At 41.9% G+C, this 26,382-nt stretch carries 26 protein-coding genes and 1 riboswitch; of the genes, 19 read left to right on the top strand and 7 right to left on the bottom strand.

All coding sequences use genetic code 11. The features are described 5' to 3' along the window. The first annotated feature begins 41 nt into the window (after positions 1-41). The 9 genes from LG273_RS14175 to dhaM all read left to right on the top strand — a co-directional run bounded on the left by LG273_RS14175 (position 42) and on the right by dhaM (position 9,031). The gene (locus LG273_RS14175) at positions 42-2,426 is read left to right on the top strand and encodes a penicillin acylase family protein (RefSeq protein WP_379562644.1); all 2,385 of its coding nucleotides are present in this window, start codon (positions 42-44) and stop codon (positions 2,424-2,426) included. A gap of 69 nt (positions 2,427-2,495) precedes the next feature. Next, the gene (locus LG273_RS14170; RefSeq protein ID WP_379562643.1) at positions 2,496-2,780 is read left to right on the top strand and encodes a YciI family protein; all 285 of its coding nucleotides are present in this window, start codon (positions 2,496-2,498) and stop codon (positions 2,778-2,780) included. A 43-nt stretch (positions 2,781-2,823) separates the two neighbouring features. Then, positions 2,824-2,870, top strand: a riboswitch (PreQ1 riboswitch). Positions 2,871-2,939: 69 nt separating this feature from the next. Then, positions 2,940-3,428 (top strand): preQ(1) synthase, encoded by a 489-nt coding sequence (gene queF, locus LG273_RS14165; RefSeq protein ID WP_379562642.1) that lies wholly within the window; start codon positions 2,940-2,942, stop codon positions 3,426-3,428. Positions 3,429-3,469: 41 nt separating this feature from the next. After that, positions 3,470-4,111: a queuosine precursor transporter gene (locus LG273_RS14160; RefSeq protein WP_379562641.1), complete on the top strand. Its 642-nt coding sequence runs from the start codon at positions 3,470-3,472 to the stop codon at positions 4,109-4,111. 419 nt (positions 4,112-4,530) lie between these two features. Continuing rightward, positions 4,531-5,361 carry an MIP/aquaporin family protein gene (locus LG273_RS14155; RefSeq protein ID WP_379562640.1) on the top strand — a complete coding sequence of 277 codons (831 nt, stop codon included), beginning with the start codon at positions 4,531-4,533 and terminating at the stop codon, positions 5,359-5,361. A gap of 13 nt (positions 5,362-5,374) precedes the next feature. Further along, positions 5,375-6,868, top strand: a complete 1,494-nt coding sequence (glpK, locus tag LG273_RS14150; protein WP_404454624.1) for a glycerol kinase GlpK — start codon at positions 5,375-5,377, stop codon at positions 6,866-6,868. 139 nt (positions 6,869-7,007) lie between these two features. Then, entirely contained in the window at positions 7,008-8,003 is a 996-nt protein-coding gene (gene dhaK / locus LG273_RS14145; protein WP_404454621.1) for a dihydroxyacetone kinase subunit DhaK, read from the top strand. A gap of 30 nt (positions 8,004-8,033) precedes the next feature. Further along, positions 8,034-8,654, top strand: a complete 621-nt coding sequence (gene dhaL, locus LG273_RS14140) for a dihydroxyacetone kinase subunit DhaL (protein ID WP_379562637.1) — start codon at positions 8,034-8,036, stop codon at positions 8,652-8,654. 2 nt (positions 8,655-8,656) lie between these two features. Further along, entirely contained in the window at positions 8,657-9,031 is a 375-nt protein-coding gene (gene dhaM, locus LG273_RS14135) for a dihydroxyacetone kinase phosphoryl donor subunit DhaM (RefSeq protein WP_404454617.1), read from the top strand. A gap of 629 nt (positions 9,032-9,660) precedes the next feature. Here dhaM and LG273_RS14130 read toward each other — a convergent pair. Then, complete coding sequence (locus tag LG273_RS14130; RefSeq protein ID WP_404454615.1) at positions 9,661-10,140, bottom strand: GNAT family N-acetyltransferase; 480 nt, start codon at positions 10,138-10,140, stop codon at positions 9,661-9,663. A gap of 429 nt (positions 10,141-10,569) precedes the next feature. Here LG273_RS14130 and LG273_RS14125 point away from each other — a divergent pair, with 429 nt between their 5' ends. The 3 genes from LG273_RS14125 to LG273_RS14115 all read left to right on the top strand — a co-directional run bounded on the left by LG273_RS14125 (position 10,570) and on the right by LG273_RS14115 (position 14,626). Further along, positions 10,570-12,306, top strand: coding sequence for a LytS/YhcK type 5TM receptor domain-containing protein (locus LG273_RS14125; protein WP_404454612.1), 1,737 nt, complete (start codon positions 10,570-10,572; stop codon positions 12,304-12,306). A gap of 4 nt (positions 12,307-12,310) precedes the next feature. After that, a complete protein-coding gene (locus LG273_RS14120) occupies positions 12,311-13,042 on the top strand; it encodes a LytR/AlgR family response regulator transcription factor (protein WP_404454609.1) in 732 nt (243 codons plus the stop codon). Positions 13,043-13,174: 132 nt separating this feature from the next. Beyond that, on the top strand, positions 13,175-14,626 hold the full coding sequence (locus tag LG273_RS14115; RefSeq protein ID WP_404454606.1) for a carbon starvation protein A: 1,452 nt from the start codon (positions 13,175-13,177) through the stop codon (positions 14,624-14,626). A 282-nt stretch (positions 14,627-14,908) separates the two neighbouring features. On the opposite strand, the gene LG273_RS14110 is transcribed toward LG273_RS14115, so the two are convergent. Next, positions 14,909-15,358: an Lrp/AsnC family transcriptional regulator gene (locus LG273_RS14110; protein WP_379561374.1), complete on the bottom strand. Its 450-nt coding sequence runs from the start codon at positions 15,356-15,358 to the stop codon at positions 14,909-14,911. A 157-nt stretch (positions 15,359-15,515) separates the two neighbouring features. Here LG273_RS14110 and ggt point away from each other — a divergent pair, with 157 nt between their 5' ends. From ggt to LG273_RS14095, 3 genes are read left to right on the top strand one after another with little or no spacing between them, the layout of a single operon-like run. After that, positions 15,516-17,129, top strand: a complete 1,614-nt coding sequence (gene ggt / locus LG273_RS14105) for a gamma-glutamyltransferase (RefSeq protein WP_404454603.1) — start codon at positions 15,516-15,518, stop codon at positions 17,127-17,129. A gap of 49 nt (positions 17,130-17,178) precedes the next feature. Continuing rightward, on the top strand, positions 17,179-17,757 hold the full coding sequence (locus LG273_RS14100; RefSeq protein WP_379561372.1) for a chromate transporter: 579 nt from the start codon (positions 17,179-17,181) through the stop codon (positions 17,755-17,757). After that, entirely contained in the window at positions 17,754-18,281 is a 528-nt protein-coding gene (locus tag LG273_RS14095; RefSeq protein WP_379561371.1) for a chromate transporter, read from the top strand. The genes LG273_RS14100 and LG273_RS14095 overlap by 4 nt, the downstream gene beginning before the upstream one ends. Before the next feature lie 281 nt (positions 18,282-18,562). Here the strand turns inward: LG273_RS14095 and LG273_RS14090 are convergent, their stop codons facing one another. Continuing rightward, positions 18,563-19,348: an HAD family hydrolase gene (locus tag LG273_RS14090; RefSeq protein ID WP_404454600.1), complete on the bottom strand. Its 786-nt coding sequence runs from the start codon at positions 19,346-19,348 to the stop codon at positions 18,563-18,565. Positions 19,349-19,369: 21 nt separating this feature from the next. On the opposite strand from LG273_RS14090, the gene LG273_RS14085 reads away from it, so the two are divergent. Continuing rightward, complete coding sequence (locus LG273_RS14085) at positions 19,370-19,957, top strand: hypothetical protein (protein ID WP_404454597.1); 588 nt, start codon at positions 19,370-19,372, stop codon at positions 19,955-19,957. Between the two features lie 218 nt (positions 19,958-20,175). On the opposite strand, the gene LG273_RS14080 is transcribed toward LG273_RS14085, so the two are convergent. Further along, the gene (locus LG273_RS14080; RefSeq protein ID WP_404454594.1) at positions 20,176-20,349 is read right to left on the bottom strand and encodes a hypothetical protein; all 174 of its coding nucleotides are present in this window, start codon (positions 20,347-20,349) and stop codon (positions 20,176-20,178) included. Between the two features lie 187 nt (positions 20,350-20,536). Between LG273_RS14080 and LG273_RS14075 the strand changes: the two genes are divergently transcribed. Continuing rightward, the gene (locus LG273_RS14075) at positions 20,537-21,718 is read left to right on the top strand and encodes an IS256 family transposase (protein WP_404454591.1); all 1,182 of its coding nucleotides are present in this window, start codon (positions 20,537-20,539) and stop codon (positions 21,716-21,718) included. A 118-nt stretch (positions 21,719-21,836) separates the two neighbouring features. Here LG273_RS14075 and LG273_RS14070 read toward each other — a convergent pair whose 3' ends face one another. Then, complete coding sequence (locus LG273_RS14070; RefSeq protein ID WP_404454588.1) at positions 21,837-22,196, bottom strand: hypothetical protein; 360 nt, start codon at positions 22,194-22,196, stop codon at positions 21,837-21,839. Positions 22,197-22,299: 103 nt separating this feature from the next. Next, a complete protein-coding gene (locus LG273_RS14065; protein WP_379561367.1) occupies positions 22,300-23,040 on the bottom strand; it encodes an HAD-IIB family hydrolase in 741 nt (246 codons plus the stop codon). A gap of 90 nt (positions 23,041-23,130) precedes the next feature. Here LG273_RS14065 and LG273_RS14060 point away from each other — a divergent pair, with 90 nt between their 5' ends. Both LG273_RS14060 and LG273_RS14055 read left to right on the top strand, forming a co-directional pair. Then, positions 23,131-23,832: a Crp/Fnr family transcriptional regulator gene (locus LG273_RS14060; protein ID WP_379561366.1), complete on the top strand. Its 702-nt coding sequence runs from the start codon at positions 23,131-23,133 to the stop codon at positions 23,830-23,832. A 255-nt stretch (positions 23,833-24,087) separates the two neighbouring features. Further along, complete coding sequence (locus LG273_RS14055) at positions 24,088-24,582, top strand: hypothetical protein (RefSeq protein ID WP_379561365.1); 495 nt, start codon at positions 24,088-24,090, stop codon at positions 24,580-24,582. Between the two features lie 85 nt (positions 24,583-24,667). Here LG273_RS14055 and LG273_RS14050 read toward each other — a convergent pair whose 3' ends face one another. Next, positions 24,668-26,365: a M3 family oligoendopeptidase gene (locus LG273_RS14050; protein ID WP_404454584.1), complete on the bottom strand. Its 1,698-nt coding sequence runs from the start codon at positions 26,363-26,365 to the stop codon at positions 24,668-24,670. Between the last annotated feature and the right edge of the window lie 17 nt (positions 26,366-26,382).

Genomic DNA, 26,382 nt, shown 5'->3' with positions numbered 1-26,382 from the left:
TAAGCATACCATAGAGAAAAAAGTTAATGGGGGGATGCAAGGTGGAGGCACATCGTATAGAAGAAGTTCAAAAAATAAAAAAGAAAAGTTGGAAAAAACGAATTTTAATTATCTTAGGCATAATAGTAACGATTATTCTTTTAGTCGGCATTTTTGTAAACGCATACATAAACCGTTCACTTGCCAAAGTGGAAGGGGAAATAAGCCTTGCGGGATTAGAAGCAGCGGTTTCGGTTACGACGGATGAACAAGGAGTACCGCATATAGCTGCAGCCTCCAAGCATGATCTATATATGGCGCAGGGTTACGTTCAGGCACAGCACCGTTTATTTCAAATGGAAATGTCACGCCGGCAGGCTTCTGGGACGTTAAGCGAGATAGTTGGAGCGGCTGCAGTAGACAATGATAAATACTTTCGGACATTAGGCCTGCGAAGAGCAGCAGAAAAATCTTATGCGTTGTATACAGAAGAATCAAAGGAAATACTAGAAAGCTTTGCGGATGGAGTGAATGCCTATATAAAAGAAGCAACAGAGACGAACAGCTTACCAGTTGAATTTACCTTAATGGGTGCTAAACCAGCGGAGTGGACACCTGTTGATTCGTTAACAATTGGAAAATATATGGCTTTTGATTTAGGTGGTCATTGGGAAAGACAGGCCTTTAACCACTATTTATTAGAAACGTTCGAAGAGGAAAAAGCATTGGAACTCTTTCCTGCATACCCGGAAAATAAGCCAACCATTATAGGAGAAGGAGAATTAGACATTGCGAGCAGCTTTGAAAATGCAGTCATTCCTCACACTTTTAATGGGAGCAACAACTGGGTAGTTAGTGGAGAAAAAACAGCGTCCGGTATGCCACTGCTTGCAGATGACCCACACTTAGGGCTAGCCACCCCGTCTATTTGGCTGGAAATGCATCTTGAGACAGAGGGAGTAAATGTGGGAGGGGTTATTTTTGCTGGTGTGCCTGGTATTATACTCGGGCATAACGAACATATTGCCTGGGGGGTTACCAATACAGGGCCGGATGTCCAGCAGCTTTATGTCGAAAAGCGTAATCCGGAAAATAAAACAGAATTCTTATACGAGGGTCGCTGGGAGAACGCCGAAGTAATTGAGGAGCCAATCAAGGTAAAGGATGAAAAAACGATAGACTATGAAGTTATCGAAACACGGCACGGTCCAGTAGTATCCGAATTTGCAGAGGAATCAGGAAAAGATACGGTCCTTTCGCTTAGATGGACGGCATTGGATGCGACAACAGAACTGGAAGCCATTTTAGCGATCAATCAAGCAGAGAACTGGGAGCAATTTGAAAAGGGATTGGAGAAGTTTCTGGCACCAGCTCAGAATTTTGTGTTTGCCGGAAAAGATGGCACCATTGCCTATAAAGCAAATGGCAATATTCCCATCTATGAAAGTGCGGAGGATGCACTCCTTCCATTAGCTGGGTGGGAAGAGGAAAATGAATGGAAAGGTTTTATCCCATTTGATGAGCTGCCTCGGGTCGTAAATCCGGAAAAGGGCTATGTTGCTACAGCCAATAATAAAATTACCGGTGAGGACTACCCATACCATATAAGCAATGTTTGGGCCCAGCCCTATCGGTATGAGCGTATCTCGGAAGTATTAGAAGAAAGAACAGAATTGACTGCTGAAGATATGATGGCCTTGCAAATGGACGTACAAAACTTACGGGCAAGAGAGTTTGTACCATTATTGACAGACGCTCTCCAGGAAAATGAGCTTACAAAGGCAGAAAACCAAGCCCTCCAGCTATTACAAAAGTGGAACTTTGAAGATGAAGTAGATAGTCCTGAAGCACTTATCTACCACCATTGGATGACAGAAATAGAAAGTACCTTATATAAGGATATTCCAGAAGAAATGATGGATATGTTTTCAGCAAAGGGGCAAACAACAGATGAACTGCTACGAACCGCATTAAAAGGAGAGCCATCCATATGGATTGAGGAAAGTGGTGGATTGAAAGAGTTATTATCCACAGCCTTAAACAAAACCGTAACCAAGCTCCAAACAGATTACGGAGAGGACCTCGCAGACCTGCGGTGGGGCGATTATCACCAGGTACAGTTTGTACACCCGTTATCAGGTATTCATCCTGTGTTAGCTTTCTTCTTTAATAATGAAAAACCGATGGAAGTGGGAGGGAGCAGTGTGACACCGATGGCAGCCAGCTATGAGCCTGAGACAGGAATGGTAGATCATGGCGCCTCCTGGCGATTCGTGATTGATACTCAAGACATGCAAACTGGCCATCATATTGTCGGACCAGGCCAATCCGGACATTTTAAGAGTGACTGGTATGACGATCAACTGGAGGATTGGGTAAATGGAACCTACCACGCAACAAACCTAGCAACCTATGAGGGCGATAAACTTGTTTTAATACCAGATTAAATTCACTTGCCAATCTAGCAAAAAAGCGACAAAATAGGAGATATAAAAGAAAAAGAAAGGGAGAAGGACATGAATTACTACGCAGCATTTTTACCAATGAAGGACGAAGAAAAAAGTAAAACCTATCGCCCAGACCATCTTACTTATTTAGAAGACATGGAAAAACAGGAGAAAATTTTTGCAAAAGGTAGATTTACAGACGGTGCAGGCGGTCTTGTTATTTACCAGGCGGAGAGTCTGGAAGAAGCAGAGGAATTAGTGAAAGCAGACCCTTATGTCGCAAAGGGTGCAAGGGACTACAAGCTACACGAATGGACGATGGTACTAGCAGAAAGTGCTGCACGCCCTGAATAGCATTGACAGTGTGCGAGCGAATCGATATAATATGTCAGGAATAATGCGAGAGGTTCTTAGCGTAAACCCTCTATAAAAAACTAAGGACAGATGACGCAGAGTATAGCCATGTGCCTTAGGGTACATGGCTTTTTTTTATGTAAACAAGGAGGTAATCTAATGAAAGAACAGAATTTATCAGGCTTAACACAGCTTGGCAGTCAAGGTACAACCTATGCTTTTGACTACAATCCCGATGTACTAGAAGTCTTTGAAAACAATCACCAGGACAGGGATTACTTCGTGAAATTTAATTGTCCAGAATTCACGACCCTTTGCCCCATGACAGGGCAGCCGGATTTCGCCACTCTTTATATCAGCTATATTCCGGATGTGAAAATGGTAGAAAGTAAGGCTTTAAAGCTATATTTGTTTAGTTTTCGTAATCATGGGGGCTTTCATGAAGACAGTGTCAATGTGATCATGAATGACCTGATTAAATTAATGGATCCAAGATATATAGAAGTATGGGGGAAATTCACCCCACGCGGTGGTATTTCCATTGATCCATATTGTAATTATGGCAAGCCAGGGACAAAGTTTGAGCAAATGGCTGAACAGCGATTGATGAACCATGATCTGTATCCTGAAAAAATAGATAATCGATAATAGAGGGTAGTTAAGTTCTTCTCAAAAGAGGAGAGAAAACCATGTATTTATATTTAAATGCTTTATTTGCCGGTCTTTTAATAGTCTCCAATATTTTAGGAGTAAAACTTTTTGCTATTGGGGAGTTTGTACTACCAGCAGCGGTCATTGTTTATGTCGTAACATTTATTATCACGGACGTTATTGGCGAAGTATACGGAAAAGATGCTGCTAGAAAAACTGTTCAAGCGGGATTTTTAACACAAATATTGGTGCTCATTTTTGTATATATTGCCATCCAATTACCTGCAGCACCAGACTTCGCCGCCCAAACAGAATTTGAAACTATTCTTGGTGGAAGTTTTCGTGTAATGCTGGCGAGTCTATTATCCTATGTAGTGAGTCAAAACTTGGACGTTAGCCTATTTCACCGACTTAAAAAGAAGCATGGGAACAGTAAACTTTGGCTTCGTAATAACCTTTCTACGATGACAAGTCAGCTAGTAGATACAAGCATCTTTATTGTGATCGCATTTTGGGGCTTGGTTCCAACCAATGTATTAATTGGCATGGTCGCTACACAGTATGTATTTAAGCTGATTGTGGCGATTGTAGACACACCAATTGTGTATCTTCTTGTCCGACTTGCAAAACGTGATAAACAAGATATAGAGAATAAAGACTTAGCTGTAAACCATTCCTAATTAGGGATGGTTTTTTACTTAACTAAACCGGGGACTTCCACATTTCCCGGGAAATAAATGTCGTTATTTGCGATTGTTAACCGCAGCATTAATTTATACCTAGATACATAAACTAATAGCGCTTGTACCTGAAAGAACGGAGGGAGGGGAAAATAAGGCTTTTGGCTTGCTTAAGGCAATAGCACAGGGGCAAAGGTATGTAGCACAAGGCTGGCAATCTTTTAATCTAGGAATAATTTATTAAAAAGTGATTGACACCGCTTTCACTTTCCTGTAATATGAAAGCACAAGTTAATTATGTGGCGGAGATATGGAGACCCACACTTTAATAGTTATTCCTTAGGAGGAGTATGTCTGTTAAAGTGTGGGTCTCTTTCGTTCTTAATTAACGATAAAAAAGACACAAAGGGGTGTTCTACATGTCCGAATTTTTAGCAGAACTCATTGGTACGATGATTCTAATTATTTTTGGTGGCGGCGTTGTTGGAGGCGTTGTCTTAAAGAAATCAAAAGCAGAAGGTGCTGGCTGGGTCGTTATTACGATTGGCTGGGGTCTTGCCGTTGCTCTAGGGGTATACGCTGTTGGTAATTTCTCCGGAGCCCATTTAAATCCTGCCGTAACGCTTGGATTTGCCTCCATTGGTGAATTTCCATGGGCAGATGTACCATTATACATTACAGCACAGCTTATTGGTGCGATGATTGGAGCTGCCATTGTATTCTTTAATTACTTACCACATTGGAAGGCAACAGAGGATCAAGGTGCAAAACTAGGCGTTTTTGCAACAGATCCGGCAATCCGTAGTCCTTTCTCAAATCTCATTAGTGAGATGGTTGGAACCTTTGCATTATTAATGGGTCTTTTATTCATTGGTGCAAACGAATTCACAGAAGGGTTGAACCCAATTATTGTTGGTGCCCTGATTATCGCGATCGGAATGTCACTAGGTGGTGCAACAGGTTATGCGATCAACCCTGCAAGGGATTTAGGACCACGTATCGCGCATGCACTTCTACCGATTCCAGGAAAAGGCGGTTCTGACTGGGGCTATTCTTGGATTCCAGTAGTTGGACCGATTCTTGGTGGTGTCTACGGAGCAGTATTCTATAATGCTATGTTTCTAGGAAACTTCAATGCGCTTTTCTGGATCATGAGTGCACTTGTGGCAGTACTATTTATTGGAGCAGCGAATGCAGAGTTGAAAAAAGGAAGAAGTACAGCAAACAAAGTAGAGCAAAAAATCGTTTAAGGGGGAATTTTATATGAGCAAAAAGTATATTTTATCCATTGACCAGGGAACGACAAGTTCAAGAGCCATTTTATTTAATCATGACGGAGAAATCGTGGAAACTGCACAAAAGGAATTCCAGCAGTTTTTCCCAGAACCAGGCTGGGTAGAGCATGATGCCAATGAAATCTGGACATCGGTGCTTGCTTGTATCGCAGACGTGCTTCGTAAAGCAGACGCAGAACCAACGGACATAGCAGGAATCGGGATCACGAACCAACGTGAAACAGCTGTTGTCTGGAATAAAAACACAGGGAAGCCGATCTATCAAGCGATCGTTTGGCAATCAAGACAAACAGAAGGCATTTGTAGAGAGCTTCGAGAAGCTGGTCACAATGAGCTTTTCAATCAAAAAACGGGCTTGCTGCTTGATCCATATTTCTCTGGTACAAAAGTAAAATGGATTTTAGATCATGTAGCTGGTGCAAGAGAGAAAGCAGAGAATGGCGACTTGTTATTTGGAACAATCGACAGCTGGCTTGTTTACAAGCTTTCAGGTGGGAAAACACATATTACCGACTATTCCAATGCATCGAGAACCCTTATGTTCAACATTTATGACCTAAAGTGGGACGACGAATTGCTGGATATTTTAACAGTACCGAAAAGCATGCTACCTGAAGTGAAGCAATCATCTGAAGTGTACGCACATACTGCATCTTATCATTTCTTTGGCCATGAAGTGCCAATTGCAGGGATTGCTGGTGACCAGCAGGCAGCATTATTCGGGCAAGCGTGTTTTGAAAAAGGTATGGCGAAAAACACATATGGTACAGGTTGCTTTATGCTCATGAACACAGGTGAGGAAGGCGTTAAATCCGAGCACGGCTTGCTAACTACATTAGCATGGGGCGTTGATGGCAAAGTAGAATACGCCCTTGAAGGAAGTATCTTTGTTGCCGGTTCTGCGATTCAATGGCTGCGTGATGGGTTGAAAATTATTGAAAACGCACCACAAAGTGAACAGCTTGCGACAAATGTAGACTCAACAGATGGTGTCTATATGGTACCAGCGTTTGTTGGACTTGGTACACCGTATTGGGACAGTGATGCAAGAGGAGCAATCTTCGGCCTAACGCGTGGTACAACGAAAGACCACTTTGTCCGTGCGACATTAGAGTCACTTGCATACCAAACGAAGGATGTGCTGGATGCGATGATTAAGGATTCTGAGATCGACCTGAAAACATTGCGTGTAGACGGTGGCGCTGTGAAAAATGACTTCCTTATGCAATTCCAAAGTGACATGCTGGATGTTCCGGTAGAACGCCCAGTTGTACAGGAAACGACTGCATTAGGATCAGCTTATCTTGCAGGTCTAGCTGTTGGATACTGGAAAGATAAAGAAGAAATTGCAAAACAATGGAACGTAGAAAAAACATTTAAACCAGCTATGACAGAAGGAAAACGCGATAAACTTTATACTGGTTGGGAAAAGGCAGTTGCAGCTACAAGAACGTTTAAATAGAAAACCGTAAAGGGAAAAGAAAGGGGAAGCTCCATTTATCTTTATACAAAAAGGTAAGTAGAGACTTCCTCTTTCTATTAGTGAGGAAATGCATGATTTCTAACAAGTATACAAATTTTAAGGAAGAGGAGCGATAAACATGAAAAAAATTATTAACGATCCGAATCAGGTTGTACAAGACATGGTGCAAGGGATGGTAACAGCATATCCAAGCGCATTAAAACAGGTACCAGAAACGATGGTGCTTGCAAGAAAAGATGCTCCAGTTCAAGGAAAAGTTGGACTTGTTAGTGGTGGAGGAAGTGGCCACGAACCAGCTCATGCTGGTTATGTTGGAAAAGGAATGCTGGATGCCGCAGTAGCTGGAGAAGTATTTACCTCCCCAACACCTGATCAAGTATTTGAAGCGATTAAAACAGTAGATGGAGGAGCAGGTGTATTTCTTGTGATTAAAAACTACACAGGAGATGTCCTCAATTTTGAAATGGCTGCAGAACTTGCAGAGGCAGAAGACATCGATGTAGATTATGTTGTCGTAAATGATGATGTAGCAGTGGAGGACAGCTCTTTTACCACAGGACGACGTGGCATTGCCGGAACGGTCTTTGTTCATAAAATTGCCGGAGCAAAAGCAGAGTCAGGCGCCTCTTTAGCAGAGGTGAAAAAGGTTGGAGAAAAAGTCGTCGCCAATGTCCGTTCCATGGGAATGGCATTAAAGCCATGTACTGTCCCAGCAGCAGGAACTCCAAGCTTTGAATTACAGGACGATGAAATGGAAATAGGCATCGGTATCCACGGCGAGCCAGGATTAGAGCGGAAGGAAATTGCATCTGCTGACAAAATAGCCGAGGAGTTAACCGAGAAGATTTTAGAAGATCTGGACTACACGACAGGTGAGGATGTCGCTGTCATGGTTAACGGACTAGGCTCGACACCTGAAATGGAGCTGTACATTGTCAACAAGCGAGTGCAGGAAATTTTAAAAGAAAAGGGCATTTCGGTATACAAAACATTCGTCGGTGAATACATGACAGCACTTGAGATGGCAGGCTGTTCTGTTACGTTATTAAAACTGGATGATGAACTGAAAACCCTATTGGATGCTCCATCAGAAGCCCCAGCTTTTCGTAGTTAGTTCATCAAGCATTGGAAAGGAGAATTCGCAATGAAACTAGATGTAAACACAGTAATTGACTGGATGAAAAGAACGAATGAAAAGATGCAGGAAAATAAGTCCTATCTAACAACGTTGGACCAACCAATTGGCGATGGGGACCACGGAATCAATATGGCAAGAGGGTTTCAAGAGGTGGAAAATAAAATTTCACAGGGAACCTATGAGACACCAGCAGATGTCTTGAAAGATGTAGCCATGACACTAATGTCAAAGGTTGGAGGCGCATCTGGCCCATTGTTCGGTTCTGCCTTTTTAAAGCTTTCGACAGCCGTCAAGGGCACAGATACAGTTGATGGGGAATTATTTGCAAAGGCGCTGGATCAGGCAGCTGCAGGGGTGAAGCAACGAGGAAAAGCGGATATCGGCGAAAAAACGATGATTGATGTCTGGGTTCCAGTTGCAGAAGCACTCAAGGAAGAGCCAAATTTTTCAGCAGAGCTTCTAGAAGATACTGCTAAGCAGGCAATGGAGAATACGAAGGAAATGCTGGCAACAAAAGGACGAGCTGCTTATTTTAAAGAAAGATCACAAGGACATATTGATCCAGGTTCTGCTTCTTCTTTCTATTTATTTGAAGCATTAAGTGATGTTATCAAGGAGCGTGCATAAGCATGAGTTCGAATGTCGGAATCGTTGTCGTTTCCCACAGTCCGAAAATTGCTGAAGGGCTAAAAGATTTGATTGGCCAGGTGATGAGTGACATACCACTTGAAACAGCAGGCGGTACTGAGGATGGGGAAATTGGCACAAGCATTGATAAAATAATGAATGCAATGGAGAAGGCAGATCAGGGGAAAGGCGTTCTGCTATTTTATGATATTGGCAGTGCCAAAATGAATGCAGAAATGGCAATTGAAATGAATGAAACCGAGCAAGCAATCCTTTTTGATGGACCATTAGTAGAGGGTGCTTATGTAGCAGCTGTGGAGTCTGGCATGGGAAAAGGCTTGCAGGAAGTTCATGATGCTGTGAAAAAATCTGTTTAGGGAAAAGAACCGCTTCTAGATGTGGAATGCTCTAGAAGCGGTTTTATATTACCTAAACAACATATTTACTTAAAAAACTTCCGGACCTGCACAGCATTTAAAATAACCAAAACCCCTAGCACTATTAGCCAACCATAAAGGATCTTAGGATTTAGCTCAAAGGTTTCCACCAAATAGAGCGAAATAGGAACAAGCAAGAAAATAATTCCCATTAAAATGGAATGCATGCCTTGGTGCCTTTTATATCCTTGTTTATCTTTAATATTGTAAGACTTGCCTTTGAGACGCCATAAGAGAAGGTATTCTGCTATATCGTTGAAGTATGCATATCCAATGAGGAATTGTACAGTAGCTAAAAAGATTAGAATTATAGTTAAAAGTATAAGCAAACAAAAATACCTTTCCTATGATGTGACATGTTCCTTATAAGGAGAACATTTTCAGGAATTCTCCCGCTAGGCTCGTTATGCATGTAAGTTTAGATAAATGGCGTAAATCCCAACAAACAGAATGATGACATCGCCAAACCAATTAATACCACCCCAACGATTACATATAACCAGTTACAAAGTAGTGATGGAGACGATGGCCAGCATATTTTTATAATTCTTATTCATAGTTTATCCCTCTTATTTCAATTTCTTAATATACCACGCATCCATGGCATCATGATCTGAGCCATCTAGTGCCTTTTCAAGCTTTTGAAAGCCTAGTTTTCCGTATAGCTTATTGGCGACTTCAAGCTTGTTTAAAGTTTCTAAGTAACAGTATGTATAGTGTTCCTTCGCGTAATGGAGTGCTACATCCATCAATTTTCTAGCGACACCTCTGCCTTGAGCTTCCGGGGCGACGTATAGTTTTTGCAATTCACACGTGTCCTTGATTTCTCCAAAAGGACCAATGCCCACTCCGCCTACCACTTCTTCCAGGTCGTTAACGGCTACCCAATAATTTCCCTTCTCCAGTTGCTGATAAAACTGTGCTAAACTGCTTAGCTGTGGGTCAAAATACGCCGTGCCAGGGATATCTAAATCAAACGATTCCAATGACCGTTTGATAATATGCTCGATTGCTTGGTTATCTTTTTGTTCGATTTTCCTAATGTTCATAATAGATTGCTCCCTACTTCTTTCTATAAAACCATTTTATGCTTATTTTTCTCATTATTCAATTTTTCCATTTGACACCAGAAGCTTAGTTTTATGTTTAGCTTCTCAATAATCAAGTTCGGAGTTTTATATTGATAGGGAATGAAAGGGTATATATAGCGGAGGAAATACATGAAGACTCCTGCGGGATTAATAGGCATAGGTGAGACCCCGCAGTGCAAAGCACGAGGAGGCTCAACAGCCGCCCGCGGAAAGCGAAATGTATTTCCGGAGCGGTGATTATAAGCTTTACTAGGTCTTAATCTCTTGACTTATGACATCAATCTTTTTAATTATGTCCAGCGACAGTAGTCATTGAGAAGGAACACTGGTATTGTGATATGATAAGTAAGAAATTTGTTTTTAGATTAAAATTCGGAGGTGGAAACGATGATTGATCTACTTATAACAATGCTGGAGCGGGTGGGAATTCTCGTAGCCGTTGCCTTTGTAGTCACACGTTTCCGCTTTTTTCAGGACATGATTCATCAGGATCAACTTAACCGAAAACAACACTACACCGCCATCCTCTTTTTTGGGTTGTTTGGTATTATGGGAACCTATTATGGGGTGGCCTTACATACCGGAACGCTTGGTTTTAACAGCGTCACGATGAATTTGGCTGCAGAAGAAGCCATTGCGAATTCACGTGTCATTGGTGTTGTGATTGCAGGCCTTTTAGGCGGCTATCGCGTGGGCATCGGGGCAGGTCTAATCGCTGGAATTCACCGCCTGACCCTTGGAGGATTTACAGCTGTTTCCTGTAGTCTCGCCAGTGTCATTGCTGGGGTGATCGCTGGATATTTTCGGAAAAAGGAAAAATATATCAAGCTTCCAACAGCTTTTCTGATTGGGGCACTTGCCGAGAGCATTCAAATGCTTATTATTCTTATCCTATCAAGGCCGTTTGAAATGGCTTGGACACTTGTTCAGATTATAGGCATTCCAATGATATTGGCGAACGGCTTTGGTACGGCGATATTCGTCCTAATCGTTCAAAGTGTTGTGAATGAGAAAGAGAAAACAAGTGCAGAACAAGCACAAAAAACATTGCGGATTGCGGAGCAGACAGTTGGTTATTTGCGCCAGGGGATGACCAACCAATCAGCATTAGCGGTTTGTTCGATTTTGTATAAAGAAATCAATCCATCTGCTGTAGCAATTACGGACAAAGAGCTTATCTTGGCTCATGTTGGCTTGGCAAGTGACCATCATGTGGCGAACACACCGATTCGCACCCAGCTTACAAAAGATGTGATCCAGAGTGGTGAGCTAGTTGTCGCGAATGATGAAACAATCCATTGCAGTGTAGAGGATTGCCCGCTTGGAGCGGTGGTCATGGCTCCGTTGAAAAGTCGAGACGAAGTAATTGGAACTTTAAAGGTCTATTTTCCATCTGAAAAAGATATCACAAACGTAAACCTCGAGCTCATTTCTGGACTAAGTTCTTTATTAAGCACCCAAGTAGAGCTTGCCGACACGGAAAAAGCTTATCAGTTAGCGAAAGAAGCGGAAATCAAGGCATTACAGGCCCAAATTAGCCCGCATTTCCTATTTAACTCATTAAATATTATTGTGTCACTGATCCGGACAGATCCAAAGAAAGCAAGAAAACTGCTAATGTCTCTCTCGCATTTCTTCCGGCAAAACCTTGCAGGTACAACAGCTGAAATGGTTTCCTTAAGAAAAGAATTAGAGCATGTGAAGGCATATTTGGAAATTGAATCCTCCCGTTTTGTTGATAAATTACAAGTATCCTATGATATTGATGAAGCAGTACTTGACCAAAACATTCCACCACTAACACTTCAGCCATTAGTCGAAAATGCGGTGAAGCATGGGATTAAAGATATGGAGAAAAATGCGGTTGTCAGAATTTCGATCAAACGTGAGCAAAGCAGGATTGTTATTGTGGTAGAAGACAATGGCCTGGGTATAGAAGAAACCAAGCTGCAAAAGCTTGGTACCTTTCAGTTGGAGTCTGAGACAGGTACAGGAATAGGCTTGTATAATGTAAAAAGAAGGTTGACGATGAAGTTTGGCCCACAAGCAGGTTTTCATATTGACAGTGAGCCAGGGCATGGCACGAAAATTAGCATTTATCTGCCTGTGGAGATAAGGGAGTGAGAGCATGAAGCAAATTCAAGTGCTCGTCGTGGATGATGAACGCTACGCACGAGAGGAATTAATTCATCTATTAAAGGATTTTAACGGGATCGAGGTTATAGGAGAAGCAGAATCCGGAGAAGATGCGATTGTAAAAAGCCTCAGCCTGAAGCCGGATGTGGTATTCCTCGATATCGAGATGCCAAAGATGAACGGGATGGAAGCAGCAAAAGCATTACAGGAATTGAAAAAGGCGCCGTACATCATTTTTGCCACAGCCTATCCGCAATTTGCAGCGGAAGCTTTTCGGCTTGAAGCACTTGATTATCTGTTAAAGCCATATGAAGAAGAACAGCTAGATCAGACAATCGCACGTGTACAAAAGCAATTTTCCCATATGGACAATGCTCCTCATCCTCAAGCAACGTCTGGAAAACTTTCAATCGAGACGGATGGAGAAATCCATTACCTGCACCCGCAGGATATTTTGTACTTGGCGCGGGAAGAAAAATTTACGAAAATCATAACAGCGAATAAGGAATATCAAGTGCGGACCACCTTAAAGGAGCTTGAAGGAAGACTGACTGGTTACAATTTTTTCCGAATACATAAAAGTTATGTAGTGAATCTTTCTTATGTGAACATGATTACCCCTTGGTTTAACGGTGCCTACCAATTAAAGATTGAGGGAAGAGAAGAGACGCTAGCAGTAAGCCGCAACTATGTCAAAGCGCTTCGTAGCAGATTAGAAATCTAGGGAGTGCATGTTGGCATGCTCTTCATGCATTTCAACGTGACTTTTGGACATCTTACGCCAAATAAACCCCTTTCATGGAGATTTGTCTTACACTGTATGTAATCGCATACATTAGGAAATGAGGGAAAATTTATGTATACGTTCTTATTTGGTATTTTACTTTTAATTGTTGGTTATTTTACGTACGGGAAAATCGTTGAAAAGATATTTGGTGTAAAGGAAACACGTGAGACACCAGCTTATACAAGCAAGGATGGCGTGGATTACATGCCAATGAGTACGCCGAGAAACTCTTTGATTCAATTATTAAACATTGCTGGAGTAGGTCCAATTTTTGGCCCGATTATGGGTGCGCTTTACGGACCAGTCGCTTTTATCTGGATTGTACTTGGATGTATTTTTGCCGGAGCTGTACATGATTATTTAACTGGTATGATCTCAATTCGAAATAGAGGAGCACATTTACCAGAGCTTGCTGGAAAGTTCCTTGGAAGATTTATGAAGCATGTTGTAAACGGTTTCGCTGTCTTATTGCTATTACTAGTAGCAACAGTGTTTGTTACAGCACCAGCAGATTTACTTTTAAACCTAATGAACGGCTGGGTTGCACTAGGTTATATTATTGGAGCCATTTTTGTTTATTATTTACTAGCAACACTATTACCGATTGATAAAATCATCGGACGCGTTTACCCTATCTTTGGTGCTTTATTAGTTATTAGTGCAATTGGAGTTGCCGCTGGCATGATCATAACAGGTGCACCAATTCCTGAGCTGACATTATCTAATTTCCACCCAGATAATGCACCTATCTTTCCATTATTGTTTTTAACAATCTCTTGTGGCGCAATTTCCGGATTCCATGCAACACAAACGCCGATCATCTCAAGGACGACAAAATGCGAGAAGCAAGGCCGTAAAATTTTCTACGGCATGATGATTGCTGAAGGGATTATCGCGATGATTTGGGCTGCAGCAGCAATGAGCCTGTTCGACGGACCTGTTGGCTTAAATGAACTGCTTAACAACGGAGGAACTGCCGCAGTAGTAAGTGAAGCATCAACCTTAATGCTTGGAGCAGTGGGTGGAACACTAGCCGTACTTGGCGTAATTATTCTACCAATCACGTCAGGCGACACAGCTTTCCGAAGCGCCCGCATGATTATTGCAGACTATATCCGTGTCCCACAGAAAAAAATTATGAATCGCTTGTGGATTGCACTGCCATTATTCGCAATTTCTATAGCTCTAACCCAAATTGATTTTAACCTGCTATGGCGTTACTTCTCTTGGGCAAACCAATCAACAGCAGTAATCGCACTATTCGTTGGCGCAATGTACCTGTTCATTGCGAAGAAAAATTACTGGATTGCTTTGATTCCAGGCACGTTTATGCTAATGGCAACAACAACTTATATTCTGAACGCACCAATTGGCTTCCAACTTCCAATGAATATCTCCTATATTGGAGCAGCAATCATAACTGTGGCGTTAGTCGTAACCTTCTTTGTCGCAGCCGTAAAAGCAAGAAACAGTGATATACCTTTAGAGGAAGATATTTCAGAGTGGAAGAAGACGGCATAAGGAAAAGGTATCAGGGAGACCTGATACCTTTTTTGTTTAGTTTTTAGGTAGAAGGGGGAGGTCTGTATTAGCATAGACGCGCGGAATCAACCCATAGACGAGCGCCAATCCATTAAAGTGGCGCCACACCAATCCATAGACGAGCGCCAATCCATTAAAGTCGCGCGGCACCAATCTAGAGACGAGCACCAATCCATCAAAGTCGCGCGGCAGCCTAAAAAGTCGCGCCGCACCTATCCAGAATCGCGCCCCAAACCACACCCAACAATCGCATCCAACTCCCTACAACTTAAACCCAGTCCGGCTCTTAAACCGCTTCAATATAACAGAGCTTTCCACTCGAGTAATCCCTGATACAGCATACAACTCTTCATTTATAAAAACCTCTAGCTTTTGAAAGTCCTCTACCAGCACATGCATATGCAGGGTACTTGGCCCTGTCATTTGATAAATGCTTGCCACATGCGGATTATCCGCCAAATTTTGCGCGACCTCTTGGAGCTGTTTTGGCTCGACATCTACTTCAAAGAAGGCCGAAACTTGCTTTCCGAACTTTTCAGAATTGATGACAACCGTAAATTTTTCAATGACACCTTTGTCCTTCAGGTTTTGGATGCGATCCTTTACTGCCACACGGGATAGGCCAACCTTTTCTGCTAGTTCTACATAGGATAAGCGCCCATCTTCTACAAGCTCTTCTAATAATCTTTTATCAATTTCATCATATTTCATTGTTTAACCTCCACTATCTTCACAAAATGAAAGACAAAAACTAAAGATTAAATCTAATTGTAAGTATTTCCATATTAGCACCTTCTTATTGTATTGACAAATACGTATCCATTTCGTATGATGTTTTTATAATTCAGACAATGAAGGAGCTAATAAAATGGATTCATTTACAAATACTTCTTATCCATACCCTGTAACAAGGCATGCAACCTATGCGAAGAATGGAATGGTTGCAACCTCACAGCCTCTTGCTTCTCAAGCTGGGCTGGATATTTTGAAAAAAGGTGGAAACGCCATTGATGCAGCGATTGCCACTGCAGCTTGTCTTACTGTTGTGGAACCAACATCAAACGGTATTGGTGGGGATGCGTTTGCGTTAGTTTGGACGAAAGGAAAATTGCACGGGCTTAATGCAAGTGGTCGCTCCCCAAAAAGCATTTCCATTGATGCAGTGAAGGAAAAAGGGCATGATACCATTCCAACACACGGCTGGATTCCCGTTACAGTGCCTGGTGCGCCGGGGGCATGGGCAGAGCTATCCGAAAAATTTGGGAAGCTTTCTTTAACAGAAGTATTGGATCCAGCTATTAAATATGCTGAAGAAGGCTATCCGATCTCACCTACCCTTGGGAAGTTCTGGGAACGCGGTTATAAAGTATTTAAAGAAAGACTAACAGATGACGTTTTTGAAAATTGGTTCAAAACCTTTGCACCAAAAGGGCGTGCACCAAAAGTAGGGGAGATCTGGGCTTCACCTGATCATGGTAAAACGCTCCGCTCGATTGCGGAAACAAAAGGAGAGTCTTTATACAGAGGAGAACTGGCTGAAAAAATTGCTGCTTTTTCCAATGAAAGTGGTGGCTTTTTAACAGCAGAAGACCTAGCCGCCTATAAACCAGACTGGGTAGATCCAATCCGAGTAAATTATCGCGGCTATGATGTATGGGAAATCCCACCAAACGGCCAGGGTATTGTTGCTCTACAGGCCCTCAACATTTTAAAAGGATTTACATTCAATGAAAAAGAATCTGTGAATACATATCACAAACAAATAGAAGCGATTAAACTGGCATTTGCCGACGGCCAAAAACATGTAACTGAAAAAGAATCCATGCGCTTTACAACAGAAGACATTCTTAGTGAAGCATATGCGGAAACACGACGAAAGCTAATTTCGGAAGAAGCTCTCCTACCTGAAGCGGGTGAGCCGAACAGCAGTGGTACCGTTTATTTAGCTACAGCAGATGCAGAAGGAAATATGGTTTCCTTTATTCAAAGTAATTATATGGGCTTTGGCTCGGGACTTGTCGTTCCAGGAACCGGCATAGCTTTGCAAAATCGCGGGCATAATTTTTCCATGGACCCAGAACATGTAAATGCTTTGGCTGGGGGAAAACGAACGTACCATACGATTATTCCAGGTTTCTTAACGAAGGATGACACACCAGTTGGACCATTCGGCGTAATGGGAGGCTTCATGCAGCCACAAGGCCATGTGCAGGTTGTCATGAACACGCTTGATTTCGGCATGAACCCACAGGCTGCCTTAGATGCACCTCGTTGGCAGTGGCTAAAAGAGAAACAAATTGAGGTTGAAAATCGTTTCGCCCATCATTTAGCACAAGGCTTAGTTGATAAAGGGCACAAACTGCAAATTCAAGTGGAGCCAAACAGCTTTGGCAGAGGCCAAATCATTTGGCGAGACCCCGAAACCGGCACATTGATCGGCGGAACAGAATCACGTGCTGATGGCAGTGTGTCTGCCTGGTAATCAAGCCGGGTTAAGATGGAAAATTAATTTGAAAAAAGGTTCGTGACATATGAAAACACATTGGAATTTATTTATCGCTTTTTTTCGGGTAGGGATTCTTGGGTATGGGGGCGGTCCAGCTTCCATACCGCTTATTCAGAAGGAAGTGATTGAGAAATATAAGTGGATGGATAATGAGGAATTTGGTGATTTGCTTGCGCTAGGTAACACGTTACCTGGCCCGATTGCTACCAAGCTGGCAGGTTATATTGGCTACCGCGTCTCCGGTTTTTGGGGCATGTTGAATGCAGTTTTGGCAACTATTATTCCAACGATTATCCTGATGATTGTCTTACTGGCATCTCTTTCCTCTATTAAAGGCTATGACTGGGTAGAGGGGATGACAGCGGCCGTCATTCCAGTCGTAGGGATGATGCTCGGTGTTTTGACCTGGCAATTTGTCGCTAAATCTGGCAGTGGCCTAGGCTGGGTAAAAACAATTTTGATGCTAGCTGTTCTATTTGTTCTTTTACAGCTTGTAGGTGTGCATCCTGGTATTATTATTGCCAGCTTGCTTGCAATCGCTTTGCTTATTAAAGATAAGCCGAAACAAGCTGACAGGAGCAGAAAGGAGGGCGATCCTTCATGATCTATTGGGAAATTTTTATCGCCTTCTTCATACCAGGCATTCTTGGTTACGGTGGAGGGCCAGCATCCATTCCACTTGTCGAAAATGAAGTGGTCGGCCGCTTTGGCTGGATGACCGTTCAAGAATTCAGTGAAATGCTCGCACTTGCAAATGCCTTGCCAGGACCAATCGCGACAAAGCTTGCTGGGTATATCGGCTATGATGTAGGGGGTGTGCTAGGATCTATTGTGGGTGTGTTTGCAGCGGTAGCGCCATCGCTGATTTTAATGATTCTATTATTGCGCATCCTCTTTAAATACAAGGATTCCCCAAAAGTAAAGAGGCTGACCTTGTTTGTAAGGCCAGTCATCGCGATCCTGCTTGGTGTGATGGCATGGCGCTTTCTTTTTGAATCCTATGAGGGAATTGGCATTTGGCAAACCATTTTTTTAACAGGAGCCAGTTATATTTTAATTGAACGACTAAAGGTTCATCCTGCTTTTGTAATAGCCGGTGCACTGGTTTATGGCGGGTTTTTGTTATAAAGTTAGTTGGGCATGCGAAAGCTTCTGGTGGTGTCACTTTGTGAGAGAGAAGTTTCACTTTGGAGCTAGTGGTTCCAGTTTTGAATGGAGAGGTTTTACTTTCGAGCTAGGTCGTTCCAGTTTTGATTGGAGAAGTTTCACTTTCGGGCTGAGTGGTTTCAGTTTTGCAGAGAGTGGTTTCAAATTAGGCACAGTTAGTTCCAATCCGCCTGCCCTAATTCATCTACCATTAAAAAAGGAGCAGTTGTCCTTAGAGACACTGCTCCTTTTAATAATTACATTTATTTAATTAAACCCAACTGTTTTAAACCATTCGCGATTCCTGAATCGGTTACGGTAGTCGTTTGATTTTTGGCATATTGTAAAAGCTCTGGGTCGCAATTGCCCATGGCAAAGCTTTCTCCAACAGTTTGCAGCATTTCTCGATCATTCATGCCGTCGCCAAATGCGATTGTCTCTTCTTTTTTTACATTAAGGCGATCCATAATGCGTTGAACGGCAACTCCTTTGTTCACACTATTCCGGATAACATCATACGCGTGCCTTGCACCTTCTACATTTACCTGTGAAAGGCGAATGTCTGCCTCGACTTCGTATAAATCGGCGTCGTCTGGCTGGAGTTTTAGTGCTGTAGCACCAAGTAATTGGTCAATCACACTCTCTGCAAAAGCTTCATTTTTCCTTAAGTGGAACATCTCCATAAATTTCTCTACGTCTGGGTCCGTTAAAGTCGTGAAATAGTTTTTCTCAGATGTATAACAAACAAGCTCATGCCCATGCTCCTTAGCTAATCTTAAAAAATCCCTAACGGTACTCTCTTTTAAAGGTTCGTTAATAATCGTTTCATTTTGATAAAGGCCATAGGCTCCGTTATAGCCAATAAACGATTGCACATCTAGTTCTTCGGCAAGCTCTCTTACTTCATGAAGTGGTCTCCCTGTAGCAAGAAAAACTTCAACTCCTTGTTTTTTAACTTCGGCAATTGCTTCCTTTGTGGAGGCAGTATATGTGTGATCTGGTTTTAAAATAGTACCATCAATATCGAGAAATAATAGTTTGTACGTCATGTGGATCTCCTTTTTCTATATATGTATATAGGGAATTTTACCATAGTTTTTCAAAGATGTGAGGAAATTAATCAGTATACCAGCATTCTTCATGCTAATGTTACAATAAGAATTACGAAGAAGGGGTGGATCACGATCGAACTACATGCTTTATATTATAAGAAATATACGGAAGAAGTTCAGGCAAGGGATTATGTGGAATGGGCGAAGGTTCTATTATGGATGGACATACCTGAAGTGAATAAATTAGCAAGTATGGAATATAACGCAGACTTAAACATATTTGAAATAGAAAAAATGCATTTTGATGCAATGACAGCATTGCAATGGGAAGCCCCGACAAAAGAGGCGTGTGTGCAACATCATCTAACAAAGCTTTACGAAAAGTTGCGGACGCCACATGAAAGTTCATTCTCTATTGTCCAGTACATGTATAAACTGGCTATTGAACACGATTTACCAGAAATCCAAATGCAGTGGCAGGAGATTAGTGATATGATCGATGAAATGACGTACGGAAGTGATCCTGCTGGCTTGAGTCAAGAGGTGGTAGAGATGAAGATCCAGCAGCTTGCTTGTGAACTTTGGCGAGAAGAGGAAACTACGTGAGGGGCGGGCAATTGATTGGTCGAGGGGGATTGACTGTGAGAGCTGTGCGATCGATCAAGTGAGCGGCGTAATCGATCAGGCCAACAGTTCAATAAACTGGTTGAGTTGTGCAATCAACCAATCCAGCAGGACTTTCGACCAAGCGAGCGGTGCAATCGACTAAGCCAGCAGGGCTATCGACCAAGCGAGCTGTGCAATCAACCAAGCGAGCCGTTCTATCAACCAAGCCAGAGTCCAATCGACCAATCAAGCTGTGCAATCAACCAATCCAGCAGTCCAATCGACCAATCAAGCTGTGCAATCAACCAACCCAGCAGTCCAATCGACCAAGCGAGCCGTGCAATCAACCAATCCAGCAGGGCTATCGACCAAGCCAGAGTCCAATCAACCAAACGAGCGGCGCCATCAACCAGTCCAGCAGTCCAATCGACCAAGCGAGCCGCGCAATCAACCAATCCAGCAGCCCAATCGACGGTTACGTCTATATAATTGTGTAAAAAGGAACATAAAAAAAGGTCATATTAATTCCTTATGATACAATGTTTTCAACCACGATAAACAATGTAGGAGGAATTAATAATGACCCAGTTACAGTTTAACCTAGATTTTGAGAAAATAAAAGATGAGGTAATGCAATCCGATTTAAACGACGTCGTTAAATCTTCCATCGTTATTCTTTTTAATCAGTATATGGAGATGGAAAGAGACAATTATATGGCAAATAGTACATATGAGCGAAACGATGATCGGCATGATTACAGAAACGGTTACTATGAGAGAGACCTCACTCTCAGTGTAGGAAAGGTGAATTTAAAGGTTCCACGTACGCGTAGCGGTGATTTCTCAACGGATCTATTTGAGAAGTACAAACGTTGTGATAAAGCCTTTTTGCTTTCGATGTTAGAGATGGTTGTCAACGGTGTCTCTACTCGTAAGGTGACAAAAGTGGTGGAACAGCTCTGCGGAGAAAAAGTTTCTAAATCTATGGTTTCTGAATTGACGAAAAAACTGGACCCGATTGTTCAAGAATGGTCTGAAAGACCACTAAACCAACAGTATTACAACTATGTTTATGTCGATGCGATGTACATTAAAGTCCGGGAATATCACAAAGTAGTATCCAAGGCTGTTTATATCGCTTTGGGTGTTAATAGCCAAGATAAGAGGGAAATCCTAGGGTTCAAGATAACTAGTTCTGAATCTAAAGAGGGGTGGAGTGACTTCTTTGAAACATTAAAAGCTAGAGGGCTTCAATCTCCAAAAATAGTTATATCAGATGCTCACGAAGGTTTAAAAGCAGCGATAAAGGAAAACTTCCTCAACACAAGCTGGCAACGATGTACGGTTCACTTTTTAAGGAATATTATCAAGAACTTTCCGAAGAAGGGATCCAAAGAAGCGAGAGAACATTTAAAAGAAATATTTAAAGCATCGAACCTAACAATCTCCAGGATGTTAAAAAAAGAATTTATGGAGAAATATGAAAGTGAAGCGAAGTACAAAAAAGCTATTGAAACGTTAGATGCGGGCTATGAGGATGCCATACAGTTTTATTCAGAGGATAGAGATGCTCATGTCCATGTTCGAACGTCGAATGTATTAGAGCGACTGAATTCCGAAGTTAGAAGAAGAGAAAGCGTGATAAGAGTCTTCCCTAATGTCAACTCGGCATTTCGACTGATCGGTGCCGTCCTAATGGATTGTGAAGAATCTATGGATATCGGGGGCAAAAAGTTCTTTTATCGTAGTAAAAATAGATAGTACAAGGAAATGTATGCCGAAAAATTTTATTTGGTAGGGAGGGGTACCCCTCCCTACCAAATAAAATTCAATATAATAAAACCATAGTTGATAACTTGTATCTATAAATTACACAATACTATGGACTTGACTCAATCGACCAAACGAGCCGCGCCATCAACCAGTCCAGCAGCCCAATCGACCAAGCGAGCCGTGCAATCAACCAATCGAGCAGCCCAATCAACCAAACGAGCCGCGCCATCAACCAATCCAGCAGCCCAATCGACCAAGCGAGCCGCGCAATCAACCAATCCAGCAGCCCAATCGACCAAGCGAGCTGATCAATCAACCAGTCCAGCAGTCCAATCGACCAAGCGAGCTGATCAATCAACCAGTCCAGCAGGGCTATCGACCAAGTGAGCTGATCAATCAACCAAGCCAGAGTCCAATCGACCAAGCGAGCGGCGCCATCAACCAATCCAGCATTCCAATCAACCACAACAATCCCCCCAAGCACTCCCCCGCCACACCCATTTTCAATCCTCACCAAACCTCACCAAACCATACCAAATTTCACACCCTTACTTACAAACCACAAACTTCTATCCCAATTCAGTAAGCTTGTCTTCTAAAAGGGTCTCCATTTCCCCGAGTGAAAGTCTTTCTGATGCAAATGGTGCTAGTTCCTGATTTTCGCCAACCATTATAGCATGCCTAGCGTGCTGGAACATTGCAATATCGTTTACATCATTTCCAAACGCGATGTATTCACCCTCAGACACCTTAAGTTGCTGCAGGCCATGCCATTTGTCAATTCCACGTGGGCTTATGTCTAATGTTTTCTCATTTGCATGTTTATGTACCACAACATCTAAGCTGTTAAGCTGTTCTTGGATTTCCTCCACGTGATCAAGCAGTAATATTTTTACAATTGATGGTAGCTGATCCAAAGCTACATTTTCTGCACGGTGTTGTGTATCCAAGTTATTTAAGATTGGATGTGTAGCAGGACCTGTATAAGCGTAATTCCAATCTCCGTCAATTAAATAAGATATTTGCTTGGTGCTCAGTAGTGGCAAAAGTGTAGCAAGTGTTTTTTCGGAAAAGCATATGGAAGACTGAATTTCTCCATTTTTTGCCACGAGGGCTCCGTTGCCACCAATCATCGGATAGTGATGGAAACGTTCATGCAAGACAGGGAGTAAATCGCGTATTGGCCTTGCGGAGGCAAAAATTACTTCATGTCCTTGCTCTGTCAAATTTTCTAAGGAGCTCAAAATTGTTTCGGAAACGGGTTTCCCACCAAAACAAATCGTTCCATCTAAATCAAATACAAACTTCATCGTGCCACCCCTAACGTTAATGATACGTGTTCCATTTTAAACAGGTTAGTTTATAATGAAAAGGACATATGTCCTAAAAAGGAGCCTACGATGAAAATAATTCAAGACGAGCAGCTATTAAATGAAAAATTACAAGAATTCGATCTAGATCAGCTCTTTGATGCTTCCGTTGAGAGGCCGCCATTTTCCCTGCAACGTATTGCTCCAAATGAAACCATCCTATATGAAGGAGCCGAACTAGAATCGTTAATGTTTTTAGTAGAAGGGAAAGTTAAAGTAACTTCGAGTGTGGCAACGGGAAAATCTCTGCTTCTACGCTTTGTTCAGCCTTTTTCCATTATTGGCGATATTGAGATCATCCGTAATGTTCCTGTTCAGTCACAGGTAAAAGCAGTGGAAGAAAGTCTGATAATAGGGTTACAACGTGAATATATAAAACAACATGAAAGCGACAATCCAAAATTTTTGCGTCTCATGCTAGAACATGTCACCTATAAACTGCAAACCTGTACGACAGCGTCCAGGGTGAATTTGTTAGCTTCTGTAGAGAATCGGTTTGCGAGCTATCTCCTAACCACCCTTACTGCGGACGCGGGTCAGCCATTTGGCTTAGAGCTAAAAACGAATAATTTACAGGAAATAGCAGGCCTGCTTGGTGTAACTTACCGTCATCTTAATAGAGTTATTCAATCTCTCATCAAAAAGGACATTATAGAAAAGGACAAGCAATTTATTAAAATAAGAGACTGGGCACTTCTAGAAAAAATGTCTAATGGGATACGTTACGAATAAAGTGAAACTAACATTTAGTGGGGGGTTCCCTTCCTCCCCACCAAATGTTAGTTGAATAGAATCGGAGCTTTACTGGCAGTTGATCCCCCCTTAGAATGCTTGATTGTTTCCCGCCTTCTCGAAGTGGGCGTCTTACTGCCAGTTAAGGCGGGATAAATAGTCTCCTCCTCAAAACTGTCACAAAATGTTCACTTATGAAGAACTTTTGAAACCTATATAATAACAAAGTATTATATTGGAAGGGATGAGGAAAGATTGCCGACAACAAAGAAAGAAAGCTTTTATTTTGGATTAATGATGTGCACCGGAATGGTCATTGTGATGACCTTTTACAATTTACTTTTACAAGATTTATTAGGAGTTATTCCTGTGAGTGGAATTATTGTTAATCTACTCTTAGGTTTTATCGTGGCCTTTATATTGGATTGGTTTATTGTGGGGCCAGTGGCGCGAAAAGTGGCGTTTTCATTACCGATTAAACAAGACAAACGCATTTATAAGATATTATCCATGTCTATTCTTATGGTGTTGGGAATGGTGATTTGCATGTCTTTATATGGGTTGCTAACAGCAGCAGCTATGGGCGGTTTAGGAGAAGCATCTCTTCTGGAAAATTACACATCCATCGCCTTAAGAAATCTAATTGTCGCTTTGCCATTACAGCTTGTAATCATGGGTCCAATCGTACGGTATCTATTCACAAAGTTTGTTAAATCAAACACCGTGCCTGTGACAGGAACCGTAAATTAATCGCAATAATATGGCCGCAGTCTTATAAAAAAACAAAGGCCGAGCGTATAAAATCACTCGGCCATTGTTATAAAAAGCTAACTTATTACAATGCTTTATCATCCACACTATCCAACCACTTTTCAATAACCTCAACTGTTTCTTCCACTGTACCTTCCTCAAAAGGTGATCTCAGGTCGGCAGCTTCTACTAACCCTAAGAAAGATTTAGAACCACCAAGTTTACATAGGCGAAGATAATCTTCCCATGCTTGCTCCTGATTTTCCCGAGATTTTTTCCAGAACTGAAATGCACAGATTTGCGCTAATGTGTAATCAATATAATAGAATGGAACATCATAGATATGCCCCTGGCGTTGCCAATAGCTACCAGCCTCTAAATAAGCATTTCCATCATAATCCAGGTGTGGAAGATAGGTTTCCTCTAACTTCTTCCATGCTTGCTTGCGCTGATCTGGCGTCCACTCTGGGTTTTCATAAACAAGATGCTGGAATTCATCGACGGCAACACCATACGGAATAAAGTGAATGCCGCTCGCAAGATGTGCGTATTTATATTTTTCTGTGTCCTCTTTGAAAAATAACTCCATCCATGGCCATGTAAAGAATTCCATGCTCATGGAATGAATTTCTGCTGATTCCAAGGTAGGGAATAAGTATTCTGGAACTGCGAATCCTCTGCTGGAATACACCTGAAATGCATGTCCTGCTTCATGGGTTAACACATCAATATCACCAGAAGTGCCATTAAAGTTGGCGAAGATAAATGGTGATTGATAATCCTCAATGTACGTACAATAGCCACCAGCTTCTTTTCCTTTTTTTGCTTCCAGATCCATTAGGTTGCGATCAAGCATAAATTGGAAAAATTCACTGGTTTCATCAGAAAGTTCTTTGTACATTTGTTTCCCGTTTTCAATGATCCATTCCGGAGAGCCTTTTGGAGTGGCATTTCCAGTTTTAAAATCAAAGTTAACATCATAAAACTTCAGCTTATCAATGCCGATGCGCTCAGCTTGTTTCTTGTAAAGCTTGGAAGCAAGCGGCACAAGAACTTCCCGTACTTGCTTCCGGAAAACCTCTACCATTTCTGCATTATAATCGATGCGCTGCATCCGTATATAGCCAAGCTCCACAAAGTTTTTATAGCCTAATTTTACCGCAATTTCATGGCGAACTTTTACAAGCTTGTCATAAAGCTCATCAAATTTATCGGCATGTTCTGCAAAGAATCCAGCACTAGCATTCATTGCTTCTTTTCGTACAGCTCGGTCTTTATGCTCTGCAAAAGGCCCTAACTGTGCCAGTGTGTACGTATCTCCTTGAAATTCCACTTGCGCAGAAGCAACAAGCTTATTGTACGCTGACGTTAACTTATTTTCCTCTTGCAAGAGGTTCATAACCTCAGGGGAGAATGCTTTGATCTGATAATCCGCAATTTGAAAAAGCTGGGTGCCCCATTCATTTTCCAACTCCTTACGGAAAGAAGAAGAGACCAATACTTTATAGAATTCTGTATTCAATTCAGCAATTTCCGGTCCTACCTCATCAAAAAAGCCACGCTCTTTTTGATAAAACTCGTCGTTTGTATCAATAGAAGCACGAATATGCACAAGATTAGACATCGTGTCTAATGTACTTCTTTGTTTGTTGATGGCTTCAATCGCTTCAGTTGCTTCCTTATAAGAAGAAGCCTCTTTAAATTGTTTTAATAATGCATGGAATTTTTCTTTTTCTGCTTCCATATTTGGTCGCTCATAAGTATAATTTTCAAATGTTTGCATGATGACCCTCCTTCACC

It is taken from the genome of Oceanobacillus kapialis (genome assembly GCF_044790185.1).
Taxonomy (GTDB): domain Bacteria; phylum Bacillota; class Bacilli; order Bacillales; family Amphibacillaceae; genus Oceanobacillus_B; species Oceanobacillus_B kapialis.
The sequence above is the reverse complement of the archived record's forward strand: the minus strand, read 5'-3'. Positions and strand labels throughout refer to the sequence as shown.